Annotated in this window: 18 protein-coding genes; 9 read left to right on the top strand and 9 right to left on the bottom strand. The window is 60.6% G+C overall.

The annotated features are described in order from the left end of the window. Position 1 precedes the first annotated feature (1 nt). The 5 genes from K5K89_RS16470 to K5K89_RS16450 are packed head-to-tail and all read right to left on the bottom strand — an operon-like array spanning position 2 to position 7537. Positions 2 to 1615, bottom strand: a complete 1614-nt coding sequence (locus K5K89_RS16470) for a dipeptide ABC transporter ATP-binding protein (RefSeq protein ID WP_222539812.1) — start codon at positions 1613 to 1615, stop codon at positions 2 to 4. Next, a complete protein-coding gene (locus tag K5K89_RS16465) occupies positions 1612 to 2511 on the bottom strand; it encodes an ABC transporter permease (protein WP_222539811.1) in 900 nt (299 codons plus the stop codon). The genes K5K89_RS16470 and K5K89_RS16465 overlap by 4 nt, the downstream gene beginning before the upstream one ends. 3 nt (positions 2512 to 2514) lie before the next feature. Further along, on the bottom strand, positions 2515 to 3465 hold the full coding sequence (locus K5K89_RS16460) for an ABC transporter permease (RefSeq protein WP_222539810.1): 951 nt from the start codon (positions 3463 to 3465) through the stop codon (positions 2515 to 2517). Then, positions 3462 to 5072, bottom strand: a complete 1611-nt coding sequence (locus tag K5K89_RS16455; protein WP_222541721.1) for an ABC transporter substrate-binding protein — start codon at positions 5070 to 5072, stop codon at positions 3462 to 3464. Before K5K89_RS16455 ends, K5K89_RS16460 begins: the two co-directional genes overlap by 4 nt. 44 nt (positions 5073 to 5116) lie before the next feature. Continuing rightward, the gene (locus K5K89_RS16450; RefSeq protein WP_222539809.1) at positions 5117 to 7537 is read right to left on the bottom strand and encodes a TonB-dependent receptor plug domain-containing protein; all 2421 of its coding nucleotides are present in this window, start codon (positions 7535 to 7537) and stop codon (positions 5117 to 5119) included. 238 nt (positions 7538 to 7775) lie between these two features. Here K5K89_RS16450 and K5K89_RS16445 point away from each other — a divergent pair, with 238 nt between their 5' ends. Further along, positions 7776 to 8237, top strand: a complete 462-nt coding sequence (locus K5K89_RS16445) for an anti-virulence regulator CigR family protein (protein ID WP_092250118.1) — start codon at positions 7776 to 7778, stop codon at positions 8235 to 8237. A 125-nt stretch (positions 8238 to 8362) separates the two neighbouring features. Here the strand turns inward: K5K89_RS16445 and K5K89_RS16440 are convergent, their stop codons facing one another. Then, positions 8363 to 8779, bottom strand: coding sequence for a VOC family protein (locus K5K89_RS16440; protein WP_071488409.1), 417 nt, complete (start codon positions 8777 to 8779; stop codon positions 8363 to 8365). Between the two features lie 431 nt (positions 8780 to 9210). Between K5K89_RS16440 and K5K89_RS16435 the strand changes: the two genes are divergently transcribed. Further along, positions 9211 to 9828 carry a contact-dependent growth inhibition system immunity protein gene (locus K5K89_RS16435; protein WP_261400667.1) on the top strand — a complete coding sequence of 206 codons (618 nt, stop codon included), beginning with the start codon at positions 9211 to 9213 and terminating at the stop codon, positions 9826 to 9828. Positions 9829 to 10057: 229 nt separating this feature from the next. Then, positions 10058 to 10918, top strand: a complete 861-nt coding sequence (locus K5K89_RS16430; protein WP_222539808.1) for a LysR family transcriptional regulator — start codon at positions 10058 to 10060, stop codon at positions 10916 to 10918. Between the two features lies 1 nt (position 10919). Here the strand turns inward: K5K89_RS16430 and K5K89_RS16425 are convergent, their stop codons facing one another. Further along, positions 10920 to 12377: an MFS transporter gene (locus K5K89_RS16425; RefSeq protein ID WP_222539807.1), complete on the bottom strand. Its 1458-nt coding sequence runs from the start codon at positions 12375 to 12377 to the stop codon at positions 10920 to 10922. Between the two features lie 222 nt (positions 12378 to 12599). On the opposite strand from K5K89_RS16425, the gene K5K89_RS16420 reads away from it, so the two are divergent. Continuing rightward, the gene (locus K5K89_RS16420) at positions 12600 to 13358 is read left to right on the top strand and encodes an SDR family oxidoreductase (RefSeq protein WP_093120958.1); all 759 of its coding nucleotides are present in this window, start codon (positions 12600 to 12602) and stop codon (positions 13356 to 13358) included. A 569-nt stretch (positions 13359 to 13927) separates the two neighbouring features. Here K5K89_RS16420 and K5K89_RS16415 read toward each other — a convergent pair. Beyond that, positions 13928 to 14842 (bottom strand): LysR family transcriptional regulator, encoded by a 915-nt coding sequence (locus tag K5K89_RS16415; protein WP_261400666.1) that lies wholly within the window; start codon positions 14840 to 14842, stop codon positions 13928 to 13930. Between the two features lie 247 nt (positions 14843 to 15089). Between K5K89_RS16415 and K5K89_RS16410 the strand changes: the two genes are divergently transcribed. The 4 genes from K5K89_RS16410 (at position 15090) to pgm (ending at position 21393) form a co-directional block, all read left to right on the top strand. Continuing rightward, positions 15090 to 16112, top strand: coding sequence for a zinc-dependent alcohol dehydrogenase family protein (locus K5K89_RS16410; RefSeq protein ID WP_071488374.1), 1023 nt, complete (start codon positions 15090 to 15092; stop codon positions 16110 to 16112). A 704-nt stretch (positions 16113 to 16816) separates the two neighbouring features. Then, positions 16817 to 18241: a hypothetical protein gene (locus tag K5K89_RS16405; protein ID WP_222539806.1), complete on the top strand. Its 1425-nt coding sequence runs from the start codon at positions 16817 to 16819 to the stop codon at positions 18239 to 18241. Beyond that, entirely contained in the window at positions 18238 to 19644 is a 1407-nt protein-coding gene (locus K5K89_RS16400; RefSeq protein WP_222539805.1) for a PLP-dependent aminotransferase family protein, read from the top strand. Before K5K89_RS16405 ends, K5K89_RS16400 begins: the two co-directional genes overlap by 4 nt. A 105-nt stretch (positions 19645 to 19749) precedes the next feature. Further along, entirely contained in the window at positions 19750 to 21393 is a 1644-nt protein-coding gene (gene pgm / locus K5K89_RS16395) for a phosphoglucomutase (alpha-D-glucose-1,6-bisphosphate-dependent) (protein ID WP_222539804.1), read from the top strand. Positions 21394 to 21507: 114 nt separating this feature from the next. Here the strand turns inward: pgm and K5K89_RS16390 are convergent, their stop codons facing one another. Next, on the bottom strand, positions 21508 to 22203 hold the full coding sequence (locus tag K5K89_RS16390) for a pirin family protein (protein WP_222539803.1): 696 nt from the start codon (positions 22201 to 22203) through the stop codon (positions 21508 to 21510). Between the two features lie 218 nt (positions 22204 to 22421). Between K5K89_RS16390 and K5K89_RS16385 the strand changes: the two genes are divergently transcribed. Then, positions 22422 to 24869, top strand: coding sequence for a UvrD-helicase domain-containing protein (locus K5K89_RS16385; RefSeq protein WP_222539802.1), 2448 nt, complete (start codon positions 22422 to 22424; stop codon positions 24867 to 24869). Positions 24870 to 24936 lie beyond the last annotated feature (67 nt).

The raw sequence follows: 24936 nt of genomic DNA, 5'->3' as shown, positions 1-24936 counted from the left end.
TTCACGCTGCCTGAGTCGTAACGTGCCGGCCGGGGATGGCAGCAATCAATTCCCGCGTGTACTCACACCCCGGGTGACTGAATATCCGCTCCACCGAGCCGTGTTCAATCACCCGTCCATTGCGCAACACCAGCACCTCATGGGCAAAGTTGGCCACCACCGACAGATCGTGGGACACCAGCACATAGGCAATGCCCATCTCCCGTTGCAGCTCCTCCAGCAGCTCAAGGATGCGCGCCTGCACCGACACATCCAGCGCGCTCACCGGCTCGTCGAGCAACAACAGGTCAGGCTTTAACGCCAGGGCCCTGGCGATGGCGACGCGTTGGCACTGGCCGCCGGACAGCTCTCGCGGCAGCCGATCCAGGTAGCTGACCGGTAAATGCACGCGGTTGATCAACTCCCGCGCCGCCTGCTCCAGCGCGGCGCCCTTGAGCCGCCCGAAGGACACCAGCGGTTCGACGATGCTGTCGAACACGGTGAAGCGTGGGTCCAGGGCGGCAAATGGGTTCTGTTGCACCAGTTGCAGGCGTTGGCGCAGTGGGCGGAAGTCGCGCCAGTTCAGGTGGGTGACGTCCTGTTGCTCGAACCAGACCTGGCCCTGCGTCGGTTTTTCCAGGCCGAGTGCGATGCGCAGCGCGGTGCTCTTGCCCGAGCCGGACTCACCGACGATGGCCAGGGTCTGGCCGGGATACACCTGCAGGTTGAGGTCCTCAAGGGCCACGAACGTTGATTCTTCGCCCTTGACCTTGGGCAGCGCAAATGTCTTGCCGACGTTTTTCAGGCTCAGGATCGGGGCCTGGGTCGAGTCAATGCGCGGCAAGGGCTCGCGCCGTTTGGCAAACGCCGGAGCGGCGGCTATCAGTGCCCGGGTGTAATCGTGTTGTGGCGCGCCAAGGATCCGGCCTGGCGTGCCCTGTTCGACCACTTCACCGTGTTGCATCACCAGGATCCGGTCGGCGCGGTCGGCGGCCACACCGAGGTCATGGGTGATGACCAACAGCGAAATCCCCCGTTCACTCACCAGGCGTTGCAAGTGGTCGAGGATCTTGCGCTGCACCGTCACGTCGAGGGCACTGGTGGGTTCGTCGGCGATGATCAAGCGCGGGTTGCCCGCCAGGGCAATGGCGATCAGCACGCGTTGGCGCATGCCGCCGGAGAGTTCATGAGGGTACTGGCGCGCACGCAGTACGGGCGTGTCGATGCCCACCTGTTGCAGCAGTTCGACAATGTCCGCATCGACGCCAGGGTAGCGTTTGCCCCTGGCCAGGATCAGCGCCTCGGCGATCTGCTGGCCCACGCGCAGGGTCGGGTTGAGGCTGACCGTCGGGTCCTGGGGCACCAGGCCGATGGTGCGGCCGCGCAATGCGCGCTTTTGGCGTTCACTGGCGTGGGTCAGGTCGTGGCTGTCTACCCACAGCTGGCCGGCGGTGATCTGCGCACTGTCCGGTAACAGACCGAGGATAGCGTTGGCCAGGGTCGATTTACCGGAGCCGGACTCGCCGACAATCGCCACGGTTTCGCCCTGGGCGATGTTCAGTGACAGGCGATTGACCGCCGTGTGGCCGTGCCGATAGCTGACGCTGAGTTGACGAACATCTACTAGAACGCTCATCGCTGGATCTCCTCGAAGGTGCGGGCAATATGGTTGAGGCTGAACACCACGGCCACCAGGAACAGTCCGGGCAGCAGGGAAACCCAGGGAGCGGTGATCAGGAAGTGTCGACCGTTGGCGATCAAGGTGCCCCATTCCGCAGCCGGTGGCGCGGCGCCGAAACCGAGAAAGCTCAGGCCTGCGGTGGCCAGGATCGCCGCGCCGAAGTCCAGGGTCGCCAGCACGGCCACCGGCCCCCATGCGTTAGGCAAGATGTGCCGCAGCAAGGTGCGCCCCCAGCTGGCACCGCCCAGGCGCGCGGCCTCGACGTAGGGCAGGGTCTTGACCCGCAGCACCTCGGCGCGGGTGGTGCGGGCAAATCCCGGAATAATGCCGATGCCCACGGCAATCGCCACCGGCACCGTGCCGAAGCCGATGGCCGTGACAATCGCCAGGGCCAGCAGCAGGCCGGGCAGGGCCAGCAGTACATCGACAAAGCGCATGATCACCGCGTCGATGCGCCCCCCGGCAAAACCCGACAGGATGCCCAGGCCCAGCCCGCCCAAGAGGGCGATGCCCACCGCAAGGAACGCCGCCAGGACCGATAGGCCGGCGCCATGCACCACCCGCGTATAGAGGTCGCGTCCCAGCTCATCGGTGCCAAACCAGTGGATCAGGTTGGGCGCGCGCAGCTTGTCGACGGGCGAGGTGGCGTAAGGATCGAAGCTGCTCAACACGTGCGGCGCCACAGCCGCCACCCATGCAAACACCACCACCAGCAGCGCCAGGCTGAACCCCGGTCGGCGCAACAGGGGCAACACCGTCGCCGCCACGCGTTGCAGGCGGCTGCGGCGGCGCCACGGCGCAGGGCTGGCCGGGAGGGTATTGCGGCCCAGGTTCTGCTCAAGGACAGTCATGGTCTAGGACACCTTTGGGATGTGGGAGATGCGCGGGTCGAACCACGGGTACAACAGGTCGACCAGCAGGTTTACAAGGACAAAAGCCGCTGCCGACACCGAAACGATCGCGAGCACTACCGGAATGTCCTGGCGCAGCACCGCTTCCTGTGCGAGGCGGCCAATGCCGGAGCGCGCGAAGATGGTCTCCACCAACACCGCGCCCGACACCGTATTGCCCACCTGCAACCCGATCAGGGTGAGGATCGGCAGCGCGGCATTCTTGAAGCCATGGCGTGCCTGCACCTGGCCACGGCTCAGGCCCTTGGCGTAGGCGGTGGTGATATAGGACTCTTTCCAGACCCCCTGGAAACTGCGTTGCAGCACCTGGGCGTATACCGCCGCACTCGGAATCGCCAGGGTAATCGCCGGCAGCACCAGGCTTTCCAGGCCACGGCTGCCGGTGGCGGGGAACCAGCCGAGGCCGAAGGCAAACACCTGGATCAGCAACAGCCCCATCCAGAACACCGGCACCGAAAACCCCAGCGACGGCAGGCGCGCCAAGGCTGTTTTCAGCGGTTGCCAACGGATATAGGCGGTCAGGTAAGCCAGGCCGATTCCACCGAGCAGCGACAGCACAATGGCCAGGCCCGCCAGGGACAGGGTCTGCGGCAGGCGTTCGGCAAGCAACTCGGCCACCGGGCGATTCAGTGAAAGCGACTGTCCGAAATCCCCCCGCAACGCCCCCGACAGCAGATCGACATACTGCTCGAACAGGCCTTTATCCAGGCCGTAGTAGGCCCGCGCCTTGGCCAGGTCCTCGACCGACAGCGCGTCGGCCTCCATGCCCGACGCGCTGAGCATGATCGACAAGGTGTCGCCCGGCAGCAGATACAGAATGAAATAGGTGATGCTGTAGGCCCCCCACAGCACCAGCAGCGCCTGGCCGATACGGCCGATCAGGTAGCGGCTCATGGCGTGCCGATCTCGATATCACCCAGCAGCGCGAAGCCCTCGGCGGTCCAGCGGAAGTTTTTTACCTTGGGCGAGGTCGCCGCCTGCCACACGCGCTCATACACCGGGAATGCCGAGCTTTCATCGATGAGTAAATCCTGCAGGCTGCCATAGGCGGCAGCGCGTTGTGGGGCTTGAGTGGCCGTGATGCCGGCGTCGAACAAGCCCTTGGCCTTTTCCAGCACCGCCGGTTCATAGGTGTTGGTGGCCAGCGTGGAACTGTTGGCGCTGCGTGGATCGAGGATGGTCTGCAGGATGATCGGGTCGGCGCGGGTCATGTAGTTGATGGTCAGGTCATAGTTGCCCGCCGAGTTGTTGGCGACCCATTCGGCGCGGGTGACCACGCTGAGTTTCAACTCGATGCCGACCTTGCGCAGTTGGTCCTGGATCAGCACTTCGCCCGCGGTCTCGGCCGGGGTGATGTTGTAGCTCAGGCTCAGGCGCTTGCCGTTCTTTTGCCGGTAACCATCCGCACCCTTGGTCCAGCCGGCTTGCTCCAGCAGTTGCTCGGCGCCTGCCGGGTCATAGGCCAGCTTGGCGCCCTGGCTTTTGAAGTACGGCGTGGTCACATCGAAGATGCCGTCCACCACCGGGAACTCAGCGTTGTAGACGGTGCTGGCGTAGCTCTTGCGGTCGAGGGCCTTTTGCAGCGCCTGGCGCACGTGCCGGTCGGCCAGGACCCGCTCGCCACGGGTATTGGGGTACAGGTTCAGCGCCGGCCCCGGCAGCGAACGGCTCTGAATGGTCGCGCCCTTGGACTGGAACAGCTTCAGGTCGACCTCCGAGAACGGGTTGCGCGGCCACAGGATGTCGGCCTTGCCTTGCAGGAACAGGCCGTTGCGCACGCTTTCTTCGGGGATGTAGCTGATGTCCACCGCGTCGAGGTGCGCTTCACCCTGGTTTTTCATATTGGCCGAGGCCCAGGCGTAGCCCTTGCGCTTGGTCAGGTGCGCACCGACTTCCGGCGTGTAGCTGGCCAGTACGAACGGCCCGGTGCCGATGATCTTGCCCAAGGAGCGTTCCTTCACGCTCAGCGCGTAGGAAGCCGGCGCGAGGATCGCCAGGTTGGTGGTGGAGGTAGCTTGCAGGAAACCCGCATTGGGCTTGGACAGCACCAGCTTGACGGTGAAGTCGTCCACCACCTCGGCGTGGTCGAAGCCTGCCAGGTAGGTGGCGCCGAAGGTGGCCGGCAATTCGGTGGCCAGTGCCTTGTCGCTGTCGAAGGCGGTTTTCACCGCCTTGGCGTCGAAGCGCTCGCCGTTGCTGAAGGTTACGTCCTCACGCAGGTGGAAGGTATAGGTCAGGGCGTCGTCACTCACTTCCCAGCGTTTGGCCAGCCACGGAATGATCTGGCCGGTCTGCGGGTCCTGGTCGGTCAGGGACTCGGCCACGTTGCGCAGCAGCACGCGGTGCTCCAGCCAATAGACCTGGAACGGATCGACGCTGACCAGGGTGGTGTTATCGCCGAAAAACGCGATGTTCAGGGTCTTGCCCGCCTGGGTGTCATTCCCGGGCGAGCAGGCGGCAAGGCTCAGCGCCAGGGCGCAGGGGGCCAGCAGACGGCTCATCAAGTTGGCGGTATTCAATGGTGTGCCCTCATGTGGCGTGTGGATCAGAAGTCGTAGGCGAGCTTGGTGTACCAGTAGCCGCCGCCGGGGTAGAACGGCGGGTTGCCGTAGGCCGCGAGGCCGAGGTTGCTGTACACCGCGTGTTTGTCGGGGCGCACGTCGAAGATATTGGTGCCGCCGATGCTCACGGTGAGGCTGTCGACGAAGGTGTAGCTGACGTCCAGGTCGGTGATCCACTTGGCGCCGAAGCTGCGGTCGCCGGAGGGGTTGACGGCCAGGGTCTTGACCGCGCCGTAGCGCGCGGTTTGCAGGTTGACGGCCAGGTCCCGGACCTTCCAGTTGGCGCCAAGGACCCACTTGGTCTTGGGTGAGGCGTCGGTCAGGTCGCCTTCGCGGTCGCGGCCGACCAGGGTCACGCCGGAGCCGGCCAGTGCCGCCGGCGTATCGCGAGTGCCTTCAATCGTGGTCTTGTTCCAGTTGAAGCCCAGGCTCCAGCGCACATCGCCCCATGCCTCCAGCGGCGTGGTGTGGTCGGCCACCACGTCCAGGCCTCTGGTGCGGGTGTCGAAGGCGTTGGTGTAGTAGTTGACCCAGGTACCGGTGGGTACGCCCTGGGCGGCGAGAATGGCGTTGATCGCGCCGTTGCCACGGTCGTAGATATTGCTGGTCAGGGCGATGCGGTCATCGATGTCGATCAGGTAGGCGTCGGCGGTGACGCTGGTGCGTGGCGCTGGCTGCCAGGTCAGACCCAGCCCCAGGTTGCGCGATTTCTCCGGCTTGAGGTCATCGCCGCCCAGCGCCTTGGCCAGGTTGCTGCCGGAAGGCGTCAGGCGCGTCACGGCCGGCACCACGTTGCCGTTCACATCGGTCGCCACGCGGTTGTCGGCCACGGTGTAGCCGATCTGGGTCAGGGAGGGTGCGCGGAAACCGGTGCCCACTGTGCCGCGCACAGCCACGCTGTCGATGAGTTCGTAGCGTGAGTTCACTTTCAGGCCGAAGGTGTTGCCCGAGTCATCGTCGTAGTGCTCGACCCGCCCGGCGACGTCGAGGAACCAGCGGTCCGTCAGGTCGAAACCCAGGTCCAGGTAACCGGCGTAGTTATTGCGGATCAGGCTGACTTCATCTTCCGGACGAATCGTCACCGCCGCCTGTGCGCCCGATGCGGCGGGGTAGGTGCCGGTGATATAGGCCTCGCGCTCGCCGGCAAACGTACTGAAATGCTCCCAGCGGTGTTCCAGGCCGGCGGAGACCTGCACCGGCGGCGTCAGGTTGAACAGGCTGTCGTAGCGGCGGGTGAAGTCCAGGTTGTTGACCCACTGCTCGAAGCGGAAGGTCGCCAGGTTGTCGAATTTGGTCGGCGACGCGGTGCCCAGCGACGGGTTGATATTCAGGTCGCTGGAGTGGTGCACGTTGTTGCGCCCGTAGGTGGTGCTCAGGTCCCAGTTCCAGTCGGCCACCAGGCCCTTGCCGCCGAACAACAACTGGTAGTCGCGGTCCTTGATGTTGTTGAGCGGGAAGTAACCGTCGGGAAACACCTCGGGCACTGCGGCGGTGCCGGTCGGCAGGCGGAAGTAGTTGGCGGCCTCGGCATCGCGTTCACCGTAGGTGGAGAACGAATACAGTGTCAGGTCTTCCAGCGGCAGTTCGGCGTTGTAGGCCAGGTTGAAGGCCTTGAGGTCCGGGTCGCCGTTCTTGATCGCCACCCGGTCCCAGGCCGCTTCCTTGGTTGGGTCAGCAAACGCCCGCACGCTGCTGTCGGCCTTGTCGTTCCACGATGCGCTGCCACGTTTGCGCGCATCGGCGGAGAAGTGAAAGAAGCCGCCCTGGCCCAGTTCGAAGCCCTGGTCACCCGCGACCTTGATGGTCTCGCCCTGGCCGGAATACAACTGACCGTAACTGGTCTCCAGGTGGCCGCCGCTTTTCCCGGACTTGAGGATGATGTTGATCACGCCAGCGACTGCATCGGAACCGTACTGCGCGGCAGCGCTGTCCTTGAGCACCTCGATATGGTCCACCGCGCTGACCGGGATCAGATCGATGTCCACCGCATTCGCACCGCTGTTATCGATGGAACCGCGCTGGCCGGTGGCGCCGTTATGCCGGCGTTTACCGTTGACCAGCACCAGGGTGTAGGCCGGCCCCAGGCTGCGGTTGCTCAGCGGGCGGGTCACCGAGTTATAGCCGGCGATGTTGGTGCCGAAGTTGAACGACGGCAGCAGTTTGGCGATGGCTTCGGACAACTCGGCGCGGCCGGTCTTGAGCAACTGGTCGCTGTTGATCACATCGATCGGCGCCGGGCTGTCGGCCACCGTGCGTTGCTGGCCACGCAGACCGGTGGAAATCACGGTGACAGTGTCGAGCTTGGCGTCTTCGGCAAAAGAGGGCGCAGCAGTCAGGAGCAGGGAGCCGGTCAGGAGTGAAAGAGGTAATTTCTTGAGGGGCGTGGGGAAGGCGATGTCTGGCATGGAGGTAACCTGGAGGGTGTGGGTGCGTCCTCCGCCAGGTATGGGGTCGGTCTGTGAAATGAAGATATATCTATAAAAAACCTTGTGGAAAGTCTTTTTTGGAATAAGCTAATTATCAGTTAATATTATTTATATCTTAAATAAAATTACCTATTTTTATTATGTGAAAAACAGGCACGCTGCTTATCGCCAATGTCGACTACATTCCAAGGGAGGTTCCCTTACGGAGAAGACGATCATGTTCAAACCCCGCACGCTGGCGGTTGCTGTTACGTGCCTCGCTTTGGTCCTGGGCCCGGTGGCGGCGGTGGCCGACCCTGGCAACGGCAAGGGCCAGGGTTCCGCAAAGGGCAACGCACAAGGCGGCCAGGGTCATGGCAACCAGGGCCATAAGGGCAAAGGCGCAGACGCCGATGATAGGGGGCACGGCCCCAGTATCGACCGTGGCGGCATCCTGGGGGTGCTTGGTGGCTATCGTGACTATTGGAGCCCAGGCCCATCATTGCCGCCTGGCATACAGAAGAAGTTAGCGCGAGGCAAACCGCTGCCTCCAGGCATTGCCAAGAAGCTCGATGGGCGCCTGCTGGGCAGGCTGCCGCATTATGACGGCTACGAATGGCAGCAGGCGGGCACCGATCTGATCCTCGTGGCTATTGCTTCCGGCCTTATTTATGAGGTGCTCGAGGGGGCTTTCGATTAGGACGCCGAAGCCTGACGGTGGGGGCGCCGTAACGCGGTCGAACAGATTGAATTTACCGGGAAGGGTGCGTGCACAAGTTCACTGGCACAGTCGGATGATGACTCAGGCTCGACGCGTTCTAGCCATCAAGCCTGCACCGCAGGGCCTTTCAACTCGATCTGATTATCATCAGGATCATTGAGATACATCGATAACCCGGTTCCCTCCGCGCCATACCGCATCACGGCCGCTTCAGCGGATACCCCGGCTGCCGCCAGGTGCTGGAGAATGGCCTGTTCATCGAACGGCTCGACCCGCAGGCAAACGTGATCGACATTGTGTCTTTGCTTGCCCGCCGGCTCCCCGCCCTGACGCCCGATCGGTCCGTTCACATCAACCAGGTCAATCATGGATGTGCCAGCACTCAGGTGAATCATGCCGAGGTCGTCACGGCGTTTTTTGACATCACACCCCAGCACGGATGTGTAGAACGCCAGGCTGCGCTCAATGTCCTTGACCCGCAAAACAACATGATCGATACGTTGAAGGGTAAAACTGCGCATTTCCATCACTCCTGATTCTTGCCGTTGTCGAATGGGACATTGTTCAGGGTAGCCGTGTTCAGGGTAGCCGCAGTTTGTCTTATGTTTCTGCCTCGCATTGCCAAATGCACCTGTTGGGTCAGCCACAACGACGGGCAACGAGCCTGTGATGCGCATCGCCTCGGACCTCGGATACGCCAACGCCAGCGGGAGCTATCCGAATTCCTTGCCCGATTCCAAGTTACAGGCCTGGCAATCAGAGATCATAAACTCCGTAAAGAATATGCCTGAGGGATCGGCCAAAGCAGCCGCGGAGAGTGCACTCAAGGCTGGCAGGGTCGAAGGCTGGATAATCAATGGCCGCAATAGTCTAGAGGCAGATAACGTGAAAGAGTGGTCGTCGCTGTGCAGGTCGAAGGCGGGGGGGCGTCGTTGATCTACGGGAACAACGCGTGCTCGCCTTGGACGACGGCGCGTACAAGATTTCAGATAATCAATATTTTTTAGCTGACGCCTGTTCTGTTGAGGGAGAGGAAAAGATGAATGATGTCGTTAAAACAGCCTGGGCGGATGCCGGCGTCAATAAGGAGCTTTTTTACGTCACTACTTATTCTGGCTATCGCAGCAGTCGCGCTGACCCACAAGGTGTCGAGCACCAGTCCGACACCGAGATCGATGATCACGTGTTGGGCACCCTGGTGCTGGATGCGTTGGCCCTTAGCCGATTCGTGCTTCCCGAGCCACGCAGCGATGTCTGGATTCACCCTGAAGCGACATTCGATATGGACCTGTACGACCGTGACCTGTCCACTCAGCGATATGATCAGTGGGTCAGTCGGACGCTGGAGCGCTGGGGCTACAAGAGCAAGCGTGCTTTATTCAAGGACATGAAGAAGTGCAGTATCGAAAGGAAGGAAGGTCACATAACCTTTCGCCCCAGTCATCACGAAAAGTTGGAGGTTTGGACCAGCAAGGGAATCAATGACGCGCGCCATGTGCATATTCCCAGTGACAGCAGTCCTTCTGAGGTAGGGGCCGCTTTACGTTTGGCATTTAGTCGGTGTACTTAGTAGCTGAGGCGTTGAACGAGTTCGGTTGCTTCACCCAGCGATTGTATCGCTTGAGTGATCATCATGTACGCCCTGCAACTCCAGCATGAGCGACGGCGACAAAGTCGACATTTGCAGTCCCCGGTTGGTGTTTCAACGAAGGTGTATGCAGAGCAGTATGTCGGCCCTGGGATTGCTACGGCAGTGCCATTGCTGCACTCTCACTGCTCATTTTTGTACGGGGTAACGCATGGACTGGAGTGATGTGCGGGTCTTTCTTGCGATTGCCCGTAGCGGGTCGTTGGGCGCTGCCGCCAAGCAGTTGGGTGTCAGCCATCCGACCGTGGGGCGACGCTTGCAGGTGCTTGAGCAGTCCAGTGGCCAGCCCATTTTCCTGCGTACCACCCAAGGTCTGGTCCTGACCGACAGCGGAGAAAAGCTGCTCAGTCTGGCGCAGGAAATGGAACAAAGTGCCTTGGCAATCGAAAGGCGCCTGGCGGGGGACAGCGCACAGCCAGAAGGTGTGTTGCGCATTTCTTGCGCCGACTGGTTCGCCTGTTATGTGCTGGCCCCGGTCCTGAACGAACTGGGACGACGTTATCCGCTGATCGTGCCCGAGGTCATCGCAGGGCATCGATTGTTTGACCTGGCTCGTCGCGATGCCGACATTGCCTTTCGGATCGTTCCTTTCACCGAACCCGATATTGTCCACCGCAAACTGACTACCTTGAGCTACGGGTTATACGCGGCCGTCGGATCCGCTGACCCCGAGCCGCAGGGCGACGGGGTGGGTTTGATCACCATGAGTGTTGCCCAGTCTCACTATCCCGATGTGCAATGGCTGCAGCAGCGTTACCCTCTGGCCCGTAAGGTGTTCACCAGTAGCAGCCGCACAGTCCAGGCGCACATGTGCGCGCAAGGGCAGGGTGTCGCCGTATTGCCCCGCGTCCTGGGCGACCAGTTGACGGCGCTGCGGCTGATTGATCCGCATGAACCGCCACCGGGTCGCGACATCTGGATGGGTTACCACCAGGACATGCGGCAGATGGACAGTCTTCGTGCCCTTGCCGACCTTGCCTCGAGCATGATCGGCTCGCAGCAGGGCCGATGATTCATTCTACTGGGCGCAGCGCTGCCGTTTGCAATTGCGCAGCCGGTTGGCGCGCCAGGCTTAGGCTGAGTCCCGCGCCCAAGGCCAGGCATGCCGCGATGCAGAGTATGGAAACGGTGAAGGCGTGAGTGATGGCGGCCGCGTCCGTATCCGTGCCCAGAAGGGTGTAGAAAATGCCGCCTATTATCGCCACGCTCAGTGATGTGCTGATTTGCAGGGTAGAACTGGCAATGCCCGCAATCATGCCGGAATACGCGGGCGCCACGCGTCCTGTGATCATTCGCATCAATGTCGGCAGGGCCAGTCCTTGTCCGAAACCGATCAGAAACAGAATGACGGCGAGGGGCTGCTCAGGGGGCGTGACGGCCATCGGTGTGTGCGCCACGAGCCAGGCCAGGAGCACGAACCCCAGCACCTCAAGCCCCATTCCGACGGGGTTCACGTAAGCCCCCAGGAAACGCCTGAATTGAGGGGTGGAAAGCGGGCCCAGCAAAAATCCCGCGCCAAAAGGAAGGAAGATCAGGCCTGCATTGAGTGGGCTCGTATGCAGCGCTCCCTGTAAATACATGGAAAACAGCAGGAAAAACACGCCGATCGCGTAGAAGGTCAGGGCGACGAGCAGTGCCCGGCCCAACCCAGGCGTGCGCAATGCGACAGGATCAAGCAACGGTGAGCCTTGCGCCTGGTGCAAACGGGCTTCGTAGCGCCAGAACAGCCAGCCCAGCAGCGGTACTGCCGCAAGCGATAGCCAGGCCCACAAGGGCCAGCCGGCTTCACGCCCTTCGATCAATGGAACGATCAGCGCCCCAAGGGTCGCCATGGACAGGACGGTTCCACCCAGATCCAGCTTGCTTGTCTGTTGCGCGCGGGTTTCCCTGACCACGGGAATGGCGATCAGAATGACCAGCAACGCAATCGGTAGATTAACCAGAAATATCGCCCGCCACCCCAAGCCCATCAAGTCGAGCGATATCAATATCCCGCCAAGTGCCTGGCCGGCTACCGACGCCAGTCCAAAGACCGCGCCATAGAGACTCAGCGCCAAGGGCTTTTCGGACTCGGGAAATATAGCCTGCGCAGAAGCGAGTGCCTGGGGCGCCATGACGGCAGCCGTCACGCCTTGCAGCGAACGTCCGGCGATCAACACCCAAGGTGACTCGGCGACGCCGCAGATCAGTGAGGCAACTGCGAAACCAACCAGCCCAAGGAAAAACATTCTCATGCGACCGTAGATATCACCCAGCCGTCCGCCGGTAATCAGTGTCACGGCATAAAGCGCCGCGTACGACGAAATGATCAACTGTTCGGCGGAGGAGGCCGTGCCGAGCGATTGCTGGATAGAGGGCAGCGCCACGTTCACGATGAAAAAATCCAGCGGCGGTAAAAACGCACCGACCAATAAGATGGCGAACATCAACCAGCGCCGCGGTTCCGGTGGGGCGATTTTTGTCTGTGGCATAAGGTCTCCTGCCTGGAACCCTTCGGTTCCAGAATATTCACGATGGCGGGTCATGCTCCGAATCAATGGGGCCCAATCTAAACGATCAAACTTGAGCTGACGCCTCACAAAATTGAACGCCCAGCGTTCATTTATGGCAGTGCCGTCGAGTGCCTGATTCCTCTCAAAATGGCCGCACTGTGGTTCCAGTCGGTCCACACAAACGAGACTGAGGAGTCAGATATGTCAGGTAAATTCGCTGGTCAGGTGGCAGTGGTCACCGGCGCATCCACCGGGATCGGGTTTGCGATTGCGCAGGGTTTGATTGCAGAGGGCGCCAGGCGTGTTTACATCACTGGGCGTTCTGCAGCCACCCTGGAGGCTGCGGTGGCCAGGCTTGGCGATAGAGCAATCGCGGTTATTTCCGATGTCGCGCGCCAGGCTGATCTCGATCAGCTCAAGGCGACGATTGAGGGGCGCAACGATCAGTTGGACGCAGTGTTTGCCAACGCGGGTATTTGCGAAAAGAACCCGCTGGGCGAGACCACCGAGGCGGCGTACTTCAACCTCTTCGACATTAACGTGAAGGGCGTGTTTTTTACTGTGCAGACGTTGATGCCTTTGTTGAAAAACGGCGCTTCGATTGTGCTGACGGCGTCTATCTGCTCCAGCAATGGCATGGAAGGACTGAGCCTCTACAACGCATCCAAGGCTGCCGTGCGGTCCTTCGCCAGGACATGGGCCAACGAACTCAAAGGCCGCAAGATCCGAACGAATGTCCTGAGCCCTGGCTTCACCCGTACCCCCTTGATGGACAACGGCTTGAAGATGAGCGAAAGCGACATTGCCGCGCTGCGCCACCATGTCGAGCAGATCACTCCGCTGGGGTACATGGCCCAACCTGAAGAAATCGCCTCGTCAGCGCTGTTCCTCGCATCCGCCGATGCGAAATATGTCAACGGGGTGGAACTGATGGTCGACGGAGGGCTGTCGCAGATCTGACCTCCCGATCAAACCAGGTGCAACCCTTGCAGAGGGTTGCTTTTGTCGCTTTTGCGAAGCCCCCGCAGGACACCTCAACATGAACAGTGAAGAATTGAACACCCGACTGGACGCCCTGGAGGTCGCGCCGCCATCGAGTCGCTGATCAGCGCCTACGCCAATGCCTTCGATCGCATCGACGTGTCGCTCCTGAGCGGAATCTGGCACGAAGGTCGACACTGAAAAAGGCCCGGTCCAAGTCAGCGGGTTGTATCACGACAGGTTTGAACGTCGGAACGGAAAATGGGCGTTCCTGTCACGTCGTTTTGAACTGCATTTCCTGACACCGTTGAACGGCTGGGTACCCGTAGCGGGTGAGGAGAGGTTTGCACCAAGCGAAGATCAGAACATGAGTAAACTCAGAGAAGGTTGATTTGCGGAATGTTCAGGATGTGACAATCAACTTAACGAGCCAAAATTTGCCGCTGATTCGGTTTTGAACTCAGGGGAGCCAGACAAGCTGCGGCGCACTGGGTTAGTCGGTCATGCATGTTATTAAAGGTTTTTTTGAAGCTTGATGGGGACTTCGATTACAAACTGTCGGGGTCGCCAAAAAACATCTGAATCCGCGACCGCAACCACCGCTCTCCCGGGTCGTTATCCTGCGACCCGCGCCACGCCATATGCAGTTCAAACGAGCGCACCGGCAAGGGCGGATCCTCCGCCCGCAACCCACCCGCCGATGTCAATGGCTCAGCCGCATAATCCGGGACGATCGCCAGGATGTCAGTACCCGCCAACAACGTCCCCAGCCCGTTGAATTGCGGTACCGCCAAGACCACGTGACGTTTGCGGTCGAGCTTCTCCAGCTCTTCGTCAATAAAGCCACTCAGGTCGCCAGCGAATGACACCAGCGCGTGGGGGCGGGCACAGAAGTCGTCCAGGCTCAGGGAACCCGGCACGCTGTCGGCACGCAACAGTTTTGGCAGGCTGCGGCGTAGCACTTTGCGCTTGGCGTTGGCTGGCAGGTCGGCGGTGTAGCTGACGCCGATGGAGATTTCGCCGGAGGCCAGCAGGCCCGGCATCAGGATGTAGTTGACGCGACGCACCACCAGCACGATGCCGGGGGCTTCGGCGCGCAGGCGTTTGAGCAGTTGGGGCAGCAGGGCGAATTCGACGTCGTCGGACAGGCCGATGCGGAACACCGCCGTGCTGGTGGCCGGGTCGAACTCGGCAGCACGGCTGACGGCGGTGGAGATCGAGTCCAGGGCCGGGGAGAGCAGGGCGAAGATTTCCACCGCCCGGGCCGACGGCTCCATGCTGCGACCGGTGCGCACGAACAGCGGATCATCAAACAGCCCGCGCAAGCGCGACAACGCCGCGCTGATGGCCGGCTGGCCGAGGAACAGTTTCTCGGCGGCGCGGGTCACGCTGCGCTCATGCATCAAGGTTTCGAATACAATCAAGAGGTTAAGGTCGACACGACGCAGGTCGTTACGGTTCATCTTGTGTCCTGGAAGAGTCAGCAAACTTGACGAGAGCAGCCATATAAGAAGAATGACCGGCATGAATCTTACGGGTAAAGGCTGTTACTCTGCACAGGAAAATTGAGTTTTCTTACAAGCTCTGAGGTCTATTCCTCAGTTGCGGAATCAATGACAGGCATGTCGACTATTAATGGCGACCGGTGGTCTTACCCGCAAAGCCCAGATAGAGTTCATGGCATTAGAGGTTACTTTGACGAGGTTTGCGATGTCCCGCACGATCCGTTTTCACAAGTTTGGTCCGGCCGAGGTGCTCAAATGCGAAGAGCATGCAGCTGCGCAGCCCGCACCGGGCGAAGTGCAGGTGCGTGTCGAAGCGATTGGCATCAGCTGGTATGACATTCTGTGGCGCCAGAACCTGGCGTCTTCCCATGCACGCTTGCCGTCCGGCCTTGGCCATGAGATGGCAGGGGTTGTGGTCGCCGTCGGCGATGGCGTGGATGATTTGGCCGTGGGGGACAAAGTCGCCAGTTTTCCGGCTGAAAGCCCCAATGATTACCCGGTGTATGGCGAGCAGATCGTCCTGCCCCGTTCGGCCCTGACCCGCTATCCGGATGTCTTGAGCCCGATTGAAGCCAGCGTGCACTACACGCCGCTGCTGATTGCCTACTTTGCCTATGTGGATCTGGCCCGGGTCAAGCCTGGGCAGTTTGCCCTGGTCACCGATGCCAGTCACTGTGCCGGCCCTTCCTTTGTGCAACTGGGCAAGGCCCTGGGTGTACGGGTGATTGCCGCGACCAAGGACAGTGCGGAGCGCGAGTACCTGATGTCCCTCGGTGCGGAGAAGGTCATCGTCACCGAAGAGCAGGACCTGCTCATGCAAATCAACAAGTTCACCGACAACCGCGGTGTCGACGTGGTGTTCGATGGCTTGGGCGGCCCGCAGATGTCGTTGCTCGGCGATGTGCTGGCACCGCGTGGCAGCCTGGTGCTATATGGCTTGCAGGGCGGTAACCAGACGCCATTCCCGGCGTGTGCGGCGTTCCAGAAGAACATTCAGTTCTTTGTGCACTGCATTGGTAACTTCACCGGCAAACCCGAACTGGGCATCATCCAGGATCAGGTGGCTTTGCAGCGCGCCCTGCGGGATATCAACCAACTGACCGCCGACCGCGTGCTGGTGCCGCTGAAAACCACGGTGTTTCCCTTCAGCCAATTTGTGGAAGCGCACCGCTACATGGACGAATGCCCGTGCCGCGAACGCGTTGCGTTGCAGGTTGAAGCTGTTTAGGGCGTAGGAATATTCGTAAACAAGCGTTCCTGCAATCCGCCGCGTGAGGCAAATGCGCCATTTGACAGGACGGAACCTGCATCGCCCGCCAGGCGCCCAGCTGGCGCTTTAGCCCCTGAATCCGGCCTTCCTCTCTGACGCCGCCCTGAAATCCAGCGCGGCGTCTTTGTGTGCGTGTGATTAATACAGGCACCGGTGATTTATCTGCACTGGTTTTCGGCCAGGTTCTGTATCTATTAATCATTATTCCAGCACTGATAATTGCGCCTTAACTTTCATCTCAAGGACTGAGCAATGATTGAATATCCGACAGTGCAATCGCGAGTGCTCGAAGCAGAGACTGCTGCGCTTGTGTGGAATCAGGGAAGTCGATATATCCAGGACGAACCTCAATCCAATAAGTTGGAAAGTTCGTGGTTTTATTTGTCAGACACGTCTTTGAATGACTGGCTAAAGGCGCGTAGGAAATTGTAGGAATTTTCCTGGATTTCCAGCTTGGCCTCGTTTTGGCCTAGATAAATCAAGGGGTGGAGGATTTCAAGGCTGGGCTGATACCCGGGAATCTCCGTGTCGTTTTGTTGCTCGGTGCTACTGTTTATTTAGCGCTTCACAATGTGACGTGGAACTTTCTATGCGTGTAATAGATCGGGCAAACACGCTCAGTAGTTGCTCGAAACTGACATTTCAATTCAGGTAGTAGAACGATGAGCACTATTCACGAACAGGCTATGAATTATGTTTACCAGCAAGTTCTGCAGCGTTTGATCGGGCACTTTAATCGTGCGGAGCGAACAGCGCTTCAGTTGTTGGTCCAGCGAATTGTCGTGGCCGCGGGTGGCATGGAGCAGGTGGGAGAATACAAAGTGTTGATGGCCCATGGTGGAGGCGAAGTCAGCAGCTGTACCTTGGCATTGCTGCGTGCTGCACAGCTGACCATCGCCGGGCGAGCGCCACGAACCTTCAAGCTGCGGGTGGCAACGTTGCGCCATTCGGGCATGACCGACAGCAGGCTCGACAGCCTCAATCAGGGTTACGGGCGCTTGTTCCTGCACGATGATCCGAGGGTTGAACTGCTGATGGTGGAGAATCAGGAAGTACTGCCCTTCAACCATCAACGGCCGGTCTCTGCCATGGGGCGAGAAACCAGCCAGCGCAACATGCTGATGATCGGCCACCTGAGCTCAGGTGATTGCCGTGCCACTTTGTGCAGCGACACGTATCTGGCACTCGGGGATTTCTACCAGCGCGTGACCACCTGGAATGGCGGGGTGCATGCCCTGGTCAGTGGTGATTCCCCGCGCAAGCAAGGGCAGTTTCTGGCCTGGCTGAAGAAAACAGCCCAGAGCGCCGGCGTTCCGATCGCCAGCACTTGGCCGTTGTCACTCACCGGGTTGTTTGCGCGCATGGACGAGTGGAGCACCAGCTACTACCGCGAGGTGTACGGTGAACATTATGTCGCCAGTGCCAACCCCAGCAAGGCGGGTCACCGTCACTTGGCTTACATCAGCATTGCCGACCTGCTGGAGGACGTGGATACGCAAATGTCGCCGATATTGACAGAGTTCATGGCTTTTACCCCGGACCCACTGGGTTTCCATTTCAGCCATCCTACCTATTCCAACCCTCGGATGATGGCTCATCTGCGTGGCTTGCAGGCCCGTTGCCTGCGAGACCTTGACTACGAAGAGGGGGTGCACGGCTTTATCCGCCAGGCCTCGCAGTTCCTGCGTCGCCAGCACCTGCCCGAGGAGTGGCTGGCGCAGGTGGGCATCGGTGAAGACGCTGCCCTGCCGAGTACCGCCGCGCAGCAGTTCTTTGGGCTGGATGAAACACAGTTGGTGTGCCTGCTGTTCTCGCCGTTTATCCACCATGGGGAGCGGCTGGAAGGTTATTTGCGTCAATGCCACCCTGGCATGCTGGTGGCCTTGCCTGAGCTGCACAAGGTTCTGCAGGGCAAGCAATCGGCTGACATGTTGCAACAGTGGGTCAGCGACACCAGTGGCCTGCCGATGCCCTTGTTGCAGCACCTCTATCGCAAGCGTCCGGTGCCCGGCGCGAGTGGGAAATCGCACAATGCAGGCGTCATGGCCCATGGCAACACGCCCGCTTGCCAATTGTCCGGGCGATGACGCTGCGCGGCGAGCGACAAGCCGACTTCGCGTATCAGGCGGTCTACCGCTACATGATCAACCTGATCAACGAAGTCAGCACCGATACCCGTGTAAAGCTGCCATCGCTGCGGCAATTGGCGAGGCGCCCGAACGTATCGATCTCGACGATCCAATACGCCTACTCGCTGCTTGAGAAGGAGGGCAGAGTCTACTCGGTGGCCAAGTCGGGTTATTACGCCTGGCCGCTTTCATCAAGCACCGTGGCTGGGGGCGGCGGCGATTTGCTTGACCGGCTCTACGCGGCGGCACGCAACCCATGCATGGCGGTGTTCAGCGGCGATGAACCGGCGCTGCTGGCTTCGCTGGATGGGGCGCTGTTGCGCCTCGAACGGGAGCTGGTGCGCCAGTACCCACGTCATCTGCAACCCTGGTCACAGCCGTGTGGCGTGTGGGAACTGCGTGCGGCGCTGGCGGCGCGGTACACCTCGTCGCCCACGCGTTGCTGGCACGCCGACGACATCTACATCGGTGCCGACCTGCGCGGGGTGCTGGATATCCTGATTGAGGTGCTGGGCCTCAGGGGGACCACGGTGATTGTTGAATCCCCCTGTGACTGGCTGATTTTGCGCCTGTTCCAGGATTGCGCGGTGCGCATCATCGAGTTGCCCTGGACCCCGGAAGGGCGCCTGGACCTGACGACCCTTGACCAACTGTTGCGCGCTGAGCCGGTGCATCTGGTATTGCTGTCGTCAAAGGTCAGCCTGCCATCAGGCAATGCCCTGCCTGCCCATGACCGTCTCAGCCTGGCACAGATGCTGGACCGATACGGTTGCTGGCTGCTGGAAAACGACACCTTTGGCGAGCTGGGTTTCAAGGAGCCCCAGGCGGCCCTGCGCGAGTGGGTGAACCCGGAGCGCCTGATGGTGTTTTCCTCGTTCGAGAAGATACTGGGGGCGGAAGCGCCCTACGGCTATCTGTTATCTCGGCGCATGAGCAGTGAGTTGCAGCGCCAGTTTCTGCTGCGCTCATTCCGCTTATCGTCGATCCGCCAGCGCGCCATCGCCCGCCTTTATCAGAGCGGGCGAATAGACCCGCACTTGCGGGCATTACGCCAACTACTGCAGGCACAAGCGGCTGAAATGAGCGGGCGCCTTGACCAGCATCTGGGGCAGCAGGTGAGTTATCGGATGCCGACTGCCGGGGCGGCGTTCTGGCTGGGTTCCACCCAGGCCGTCGACATGCGTCAGGTCTTCAAGCGCCTGCTTGCCCAGCAGGTCGTGATTGCACCCGGTGAGCTGTTCAGTGTCAGTGGGCTGCATCATCAGCACTTGCGCGTGAGCCATACCTTTCATGGGCAGCCCAACCTGGAGATCGCCTTGGCTGCCATAAGCGAGGCCCTGCGTCAGGCTCAAATGGGATGATTGCGTGAAGTTTCTCTTACTGCTGTGGGATCGATACCGTCGCGCAGTAGTCCAACTCTCAGTAAACTGCCATCTTTTCCGAATCCTTCTTTCCGAGGTTTATGCATGACAATCAGTCCTTTTGCGGGCAAGCCGGCGCCAGCCCAGTTGCTGGTGGATATCCCGCGACTGGTCACGGCCTACTATACCGGCCAGCCTGATGCAGCAATCTCCACCCAGCGCGTGGCGTTCGGTACGTCCGGGCACCGTGGCAGCTCGTTCGAACTGAGCTTCAACGAGTGGCATGTGCTCGCCATCAGCCAAGCGATCTGCCTGTATCGCGAAGCCCAGGGCATCAACGGCCCGCTGTTTGTCGGCCTGGACACCCATGCGTTGTCGACGCCTGCCGGTGCCAGCGCCCTGGAAGTGCTGGCCGCCAACGGCGTGCACGTGATGCTCGCCGAAGGCGATGAATACACACCCACCCCAGCGATTTCCCACGCGATCATCTGCTACAACCGTGGTCGAACCACCGGTTTGGCTGACGGCATCGTCATCACGCCGTCGCATAACCCGCCGCAGAGTGGCGGCTACAAGTACAACCCACCCAATGGCGGCCCGGCCGATACCCACGTGACCAAGTGGATCGAAGCCAAGGCCAATGAACTGCTGGCGAACAAACTGGCCGGGGTCAAGCGCATCACTCACGCGCAGGCGCTCAAGGCCGACACCACCCATCGCCACGATTACCTCAACAGCTATGTGGCCGACCTGGTCAACGTGATCGACATGGACGCCATCCGCAGCGCCGACCTGCGCCTGGGCGTGGATCCGCTGGGTGGAGCAGGGGTGCGCTACTGGTCGGCGATTGCCGAGCACTACCGCTTGAACCTGAACGTAGTGAACACCGAAGTCGACGCGACTTTCCGCTTCATGAGCGTCGACTGGGACGGCCAGATCCGCATGGACCCATCCTCCAGCTACGCCATGCAGGGCCTGATCGGCCTCAAGGAACGGTTCGACGTGGCCTTCGCCTGCGACCCGGACCATGACCGTCACGGTATCGTCACGCCGTCCGGCGGCCTGCTGGCGCCGAACAACTACCTGGCGGTGTCCATCGACTACCTGTTCCAGAACCGTCCGGACTGGCGCGTAGACGCGGCGGTGGGCAAGACCGTGGTCAGCAGCGGCTTGATCGACCGCGTGGCGGCCCGCATCGGCCGTCGCCTGTACGAAGTGCCGGTCGGCTTCAAGTGGTTTGCCGATGGCCTGTTCGAAGGCTCGCTGGGCTTTGGCGGCGAAGAAAGTGCCGGCGCCTCGTTCCTGCGCAAGGACGGCACGGTCTGGAGCACCGACAAGGACGGCCTGATCCCAGCACTCCTGGCCGCGGAAATGACCTCGCGCAAAGGCCAGGACCCGAGCCAGCTCTACCGCGGCCTGACCGATGCCCTCGGCGAGCCGTTCGCGATTCGTGTAGACGCCAAGGCCACCCCGGCGCAGAAAGCCTTGCTGGGCAAGCTGTCGCCGGATCAGGTGACCTCGACCGAACTGGCCGGGGAACGCATTCAGCAGATCCTCAGTCACGCACCGGGCAACAACCAGGCGATCGGCGGCTTGAAGGTGATGACCGACAACGGCTGGTTTGCCGCGCGGCCATCGGGCACCGAGGATATCTACAAGATCTACGCCGAGAGCTTTATCGGTGAGGATCACCTCAAGCAGTTGGTGGAAGAGGCGCAAGTGCTGGTCGACGGCGCCATCTCCGGATAACGCCGTAATAACAATGTGGGAGGGGGCTTGCCCCCGATAGCGGCGTGTCAGTTTGCATCTCTTTTTCTGAAACACAGCCATCGGGGGCAAGCCCCCTCCCACAGTTGATCGAGGTCAGGCCAGGTCTACCAGGACGATTTCGCTGTCCTCGATCGCGGTTACCCGCAATACCTGTTCATTCTCTACAGCCACACCGTCTCGAGCTTGTGCGCGCAAGCCATTGACTTCAATCACGCCCGTCGCCGGTACCAGGTACGCACGGCGTCCGCCGTCCAGCCGGTATTCAGCACTTTCCCCAGCTTTCAGGTTCGCTGCCACCAGCCGCGCATCCGCACGAATGCGCAGGCTCTCGTTGTCCCCGGCCTTGCCGCTGGCCAGTGTCATAAACCCCTCACGATCACCTTTCGGAAATGGCTTGGCGCCCCACGAAGGCGGCAAACCGGCTTCATTCGGAATAATCCAGATCTGGAAAATCTTGGTCGGCGCATCTTCCAGGTTGTACTCGCTGTGGGCGATGCCGGTGCCCGCGCTCATCACCTGTAGATCGCCGGCCTCGGTACGGCCTTTATTGCCAAGGTTATCGGCATGGCTGATCGCACCTTCACGCACATAGGTGATGATCTCCATGTCGCGGTGCGGGTGCTGCGGGAAGCCGGTGCCAGGCGCAATGATGTCGTCGTTCCACACCCGCAGGTTGCCCCAGTGCATGCGCTTGGGGTCGTGATACTCGGCGAACGAAAAGTGGTGATGGGCGTCAAGCCAGCCATGGTGGGCACCGCCCAGGGATTTGAAAGGTCGAAGTTCAAGCATGATCGTCTCCTGTGGATGGCCCTATGATCCTGCAGCCCATGATCGATAAAAAGCGTAAAAAATGCCTGATTCCTATCGATTTAATGGATTGGTTAGCGGCGTTTTGACTTTCAGTTCATCGCCTAACTGCATGACCGCAAAGCAATTGGCTGGCACTGAACGTCGATTCCGGCGACCATGGCGCACTTGTCAGAACCCAGCTCATCGCAGGAGTCCGCGTGTCGCAACAAAAGCCTGATCTTCCTCCCGAACTGCGCCCCTTGGCCGAAATGCCGCTATTGAAACGCCTGGCCGCGCGCCTGTTTGGCCACGGCCTGACCCGCTTGCGCGCCCAGCACCGGTTTTCCTGGTTGCACGGACAGGCCGACGGTTTTCGCAGTGGGCACGAGGCGGGCGTGGAGTACGGTTACCGCGAAGGCAAGGCCGACGGCATCGAGGAAGGCCGGCAGGTCCTGTTGATTCGTGATTTCCGCCCGGATGAGCACCGTGCGCCGGGCGTGGACGATAGCCTGTTCGATGATTGGCGCCTGCCGCTCACCGCCGAGTTGAAGAAGCGTATCAAGGCAGATGTCGCGCGATTGCTGCCGGCCCATGCCCAGCCCAGTGCGGCGCAATGGAAGATGATTTTCAGCGATACGCCCTCAACGTCGGTGATTGCCGGAGCTGGCGCGGGTAAATCCACCTCGCTGGTGCTGCGTATCCTGTTGTTGACCCATTATCTGGGCTTTGAGCTGAGTTCGATGACGGTGGTGACCTTTACCCGGGAGTCGCGCAAAGACTTCATCAACAAGCTCATGGAAATTCTCAGCCTGTGGGGCCGACCCCTGGGTATGAAAGAAGCGCAGGCCGTGGTGCGCACCTTTCACTCGCGCATTCTGCCGATGGTGCGCAGCCTGCCGGGCTTTGAACGCCTGCAAGCGTTCGAAAACCTCAGCTCGGGTTTTGACGACGCCGACAGCAACCCCTTTGACTTGCGTATCAACGACGCCCAACGCCAGCAGATGAATGCCTGTTATCACCACCTGCACGGGCGGCACGCACGCTTTCGCGAGCTGATTGCGCCGCTGGCGCGCCATGGGCTGCAGCTCAAGGAGTTGGAGCGTGATCACCCTGACGTACAAAAACGCGTAGCGGTGACCGAACTGGCAGCCAAGCGTGATGAAGAACTCTGTGATGTGATCGAGGACCTGTGGTTCCGCGCCGGTGCCTGGCCGATCAAAGGCATCGAACCCAATCGCCAGACCGTGGAGATCAATGGCGCGCAATTTCATTGCCATGGCTATATCCCCGAGCTGGACGCCTGGGTGGTGCTGGGTTTCGATGCTCGGGAAAATGCTCAGCTCAGCCGGCCCAACGCGAAACTGTCAGTGCGCGCCGAGTGGGCGGTAAAGCGCACACTGTTTCAAGCTTTCTGTCGTAAGCCATTGATATGGCTCGATAGCTACGAATCATCAAAACGCCTTTTGAGTAGCCTGGCCGGTGATGCCGCTGCCGGGCCAGGCTTCGATTACAAAGTCAAAGGCGAGCTGGCGTCGGCGCCGTTGCTGGACAGTTTCGTGATGGCGGCCGGCTTTATCGAGAACCTCGGGCTGGATGTGCCTACCGCGGTTGGGCAGATGAGTTTCGCCAAGGATGATCCAGACCGCTTCTTCTTCGAGGCCCTGAGCATTTTCTGGAAGGCCCTGGAAGATCACCTGCTGGACCAGTCGCCGCCGATCATGACCTACAACCGCATGTTTTCGCTGTTCGGCGAGAACACCCCGGAAAACCTCAAGCTGCTCAGCGATCCGTTGTTACGGCCGCTGTCGCACCTGATGATCGACGAGTTTCAGGATGTTTCGCCACAGATCGTCTCGTGGATCCGCGCCAGCCTGCGTGAGATCCGCAGCCGTGGCCCGGCCATGCACGTCGGGCGCGGCGCCCAGCATTCATCACTGTTGTGTGTGGGGGATGACTGGCAGTCGATCTACGGCTGGCGTGGGAGTTCGCCCAAGTACTTCATGGAATTCAACAAGGAGTTCCCGTCGCCGGCCACCACCCGAGTGATGCTGGGCGAGAACTACCGCAGTCACCAGCACATCATCGACGCGGCCGAGCACATCGTGCGTGCCGCACCGGCTATCCCCGGCAAGAAAGCCAAGGCCAGCGGGGCGCCCAAGGATCTGGTGCCGGTCAAGGTGCTGGAGCGCGACGACGCTGCATTGGGACGGCAGTTGCTGGAGCATTACCAACGCGGTAAATCAGTGTTAATGCTTTATCGAAAAAGTAGCGATAAGTTACTGATTCAAGAGCATATCCAGCCTGCAGTTAATGTGGATTCTAGCTTGCCACCTCCAGCGCGCAGGCTGAAACAATTGACCTACCACAGCGCCAAGGGGCTGCAGGCCGATGCGGTATTCCTGCTTGGGGATTGCCAGCATGTCACCCATTCCCCGTATAAAAACCAGGTCTACCGCATGGCGGGCCTGGGCAAGGACGGGGACAGCGAGCCGTATGACAACGCCCAGAAAGACGAGGTGTTGCGCCTGGCGTATGTGGGCATCACCCGGGCGGTGAGTCATTGCTACTGGTATGTGGAAAAGCCCGAAGGCCAGGCAGTGAATGCGCCCAAGGCCTCAGAACGGGTAGATGGCAAGAAAGCCTTCTTCGACGACCAACGCAATTAACAGATCGATGCCATTCAAATGTGGGAGGGGGGCTTGCCTCCTCCCACAGAAGATAGGCGCTGTCTGA

Origin of the sequence: Pseudomonas sp. DR208 (assembly GCF_019823005.1) — a bacterium.
Lineage (GTDB): Bacteria > Pseudomonadota > Gammaproteobacteria > Pseudomonadales > Pseudomonadaceae > Aquipseudomonas > Aquipseudomonas extremorientalis.
This window is presented reverse-complemented; position numbering and strand designations above follow the sequence as displayed.

Excerpts from the sequence above, each read along its gene's own strand:
- K5K89_RS16470 (WP_222539812.1), bottom strand. The coding sequence starts at position 1,615 with ATGAGCGTTCTAGTAGATGTTCGTCAACTCAGCGTCAGCTATCGGCAC.
- K5K89_RS16465 (WP_222539811.1), bottom strand. The coding sequence starts at position 2,511 with ATGACTGTCCTTGAGCAGAACCTGGGCCGCAATACCCTCCCGGCCAGC.
- K5K89_RS16460 (WP_222539810.1), bottom strand. The coding sequence starts at position 3,465 with ATGAGCCGCTACCTGATCGGCCGTATCGGCCAGGCGCTGCTGGTGCTG.
- K5K89_RS16455 (WP_222541721.1), bottom strand. The coding sequence starts at position 5,072 with ATGAGCCGTCTGCTGGCCCCCTGCGCCCTGGCGCTGAGCCTTGCCGCC.
- K5K89_RS16450 (WP_222539809.1), bottom strand. The coding sequence starts at position 7,537 with ATGCCAGACATCGCCTTCCCCACGCCCCTCAAGAAATTACCTCTTTCA.
- K5K89_RS16445 (WP_092250118.1), top strand. The coding sequence starts at position 7,776 with ATGTTCAAACCCCGCACGCTGGCGGTTGCTGTTACGTGCCTCGCTTTG.
- K5K89_RS16440 (WP_071488409.1), bottom strand. The coding sequence starts at position 8,779 with ATGCGCAGTTTTACCCTTCAACGTATCGATCATGTTGTTTTGCGGGTC.
- K5K89_RS16430 (WP_222539808.1), top strand. The coding sequence starts at position 10,058 with ATGGACTGGAGTGATGTGCGGGTCTTTCTTGCGATTGCCCGTAGCGGG.
- K5K89_RS16425 (WP_222539807.1), bottom strand. The coding sequence starts at position 12,377 with ATGCCACAGACAAAAATCGCCCCACCGGAACCGCGGCGCTGGTTGATG.
- K5K89_RS16420 (WP_093120958.1), top strand. The coding sequence starts at position 12,600 with ATGTCAGGTAAATTCGCTGGTCAGGTGGCAGTGGTCACCGGCGCATCC.
- K5K89_RS16415 (WP_261400666.1), bottom strand. The coding sequence starts at position 14,842 with ATGAACCGTAACGACCTGCGTCGTGTCGACCTTAACCTCTTGATTGTA.
- K5K89_RS16410 (WP_071488374.1), top strand. The coding sequence starts at position 15,090 with ATGTCCCGCACGATCCGTTTTCACAAGTTTGGTCCGGCCGAGGTGCTC.
- K5K89_RS16405 (WP_222539806.1), top strand. The coding sequence starts at position 16,817 with ATGAGCACTATTCACGAACAGGCTATGAATTATGTTTACCAGCAAGTT.
- K5K89_RS16400 (WP_222539805.1), top strand. The coding sequence starts at position 18,238 with ATGACGCTGCGCGGCGAGCGACAAGCCGACTTCGCGTATCAGGCGGTC.
- pgm (WP_222539804.1), top strand. The coding sequence starts at position 19,750 with ATGACAATCAGTCCTTTTGCGGGCAAGCCGGCGCCAGCCCAGTTGCTG.
- K5K89_RS16390 (WP_222539803.1), bottom strand. The coding sequence starts at position 22,203 with ATGCTTGAACTTCGACCTTTCAAATCCCTGGGCGGTGCCCACCATGGC.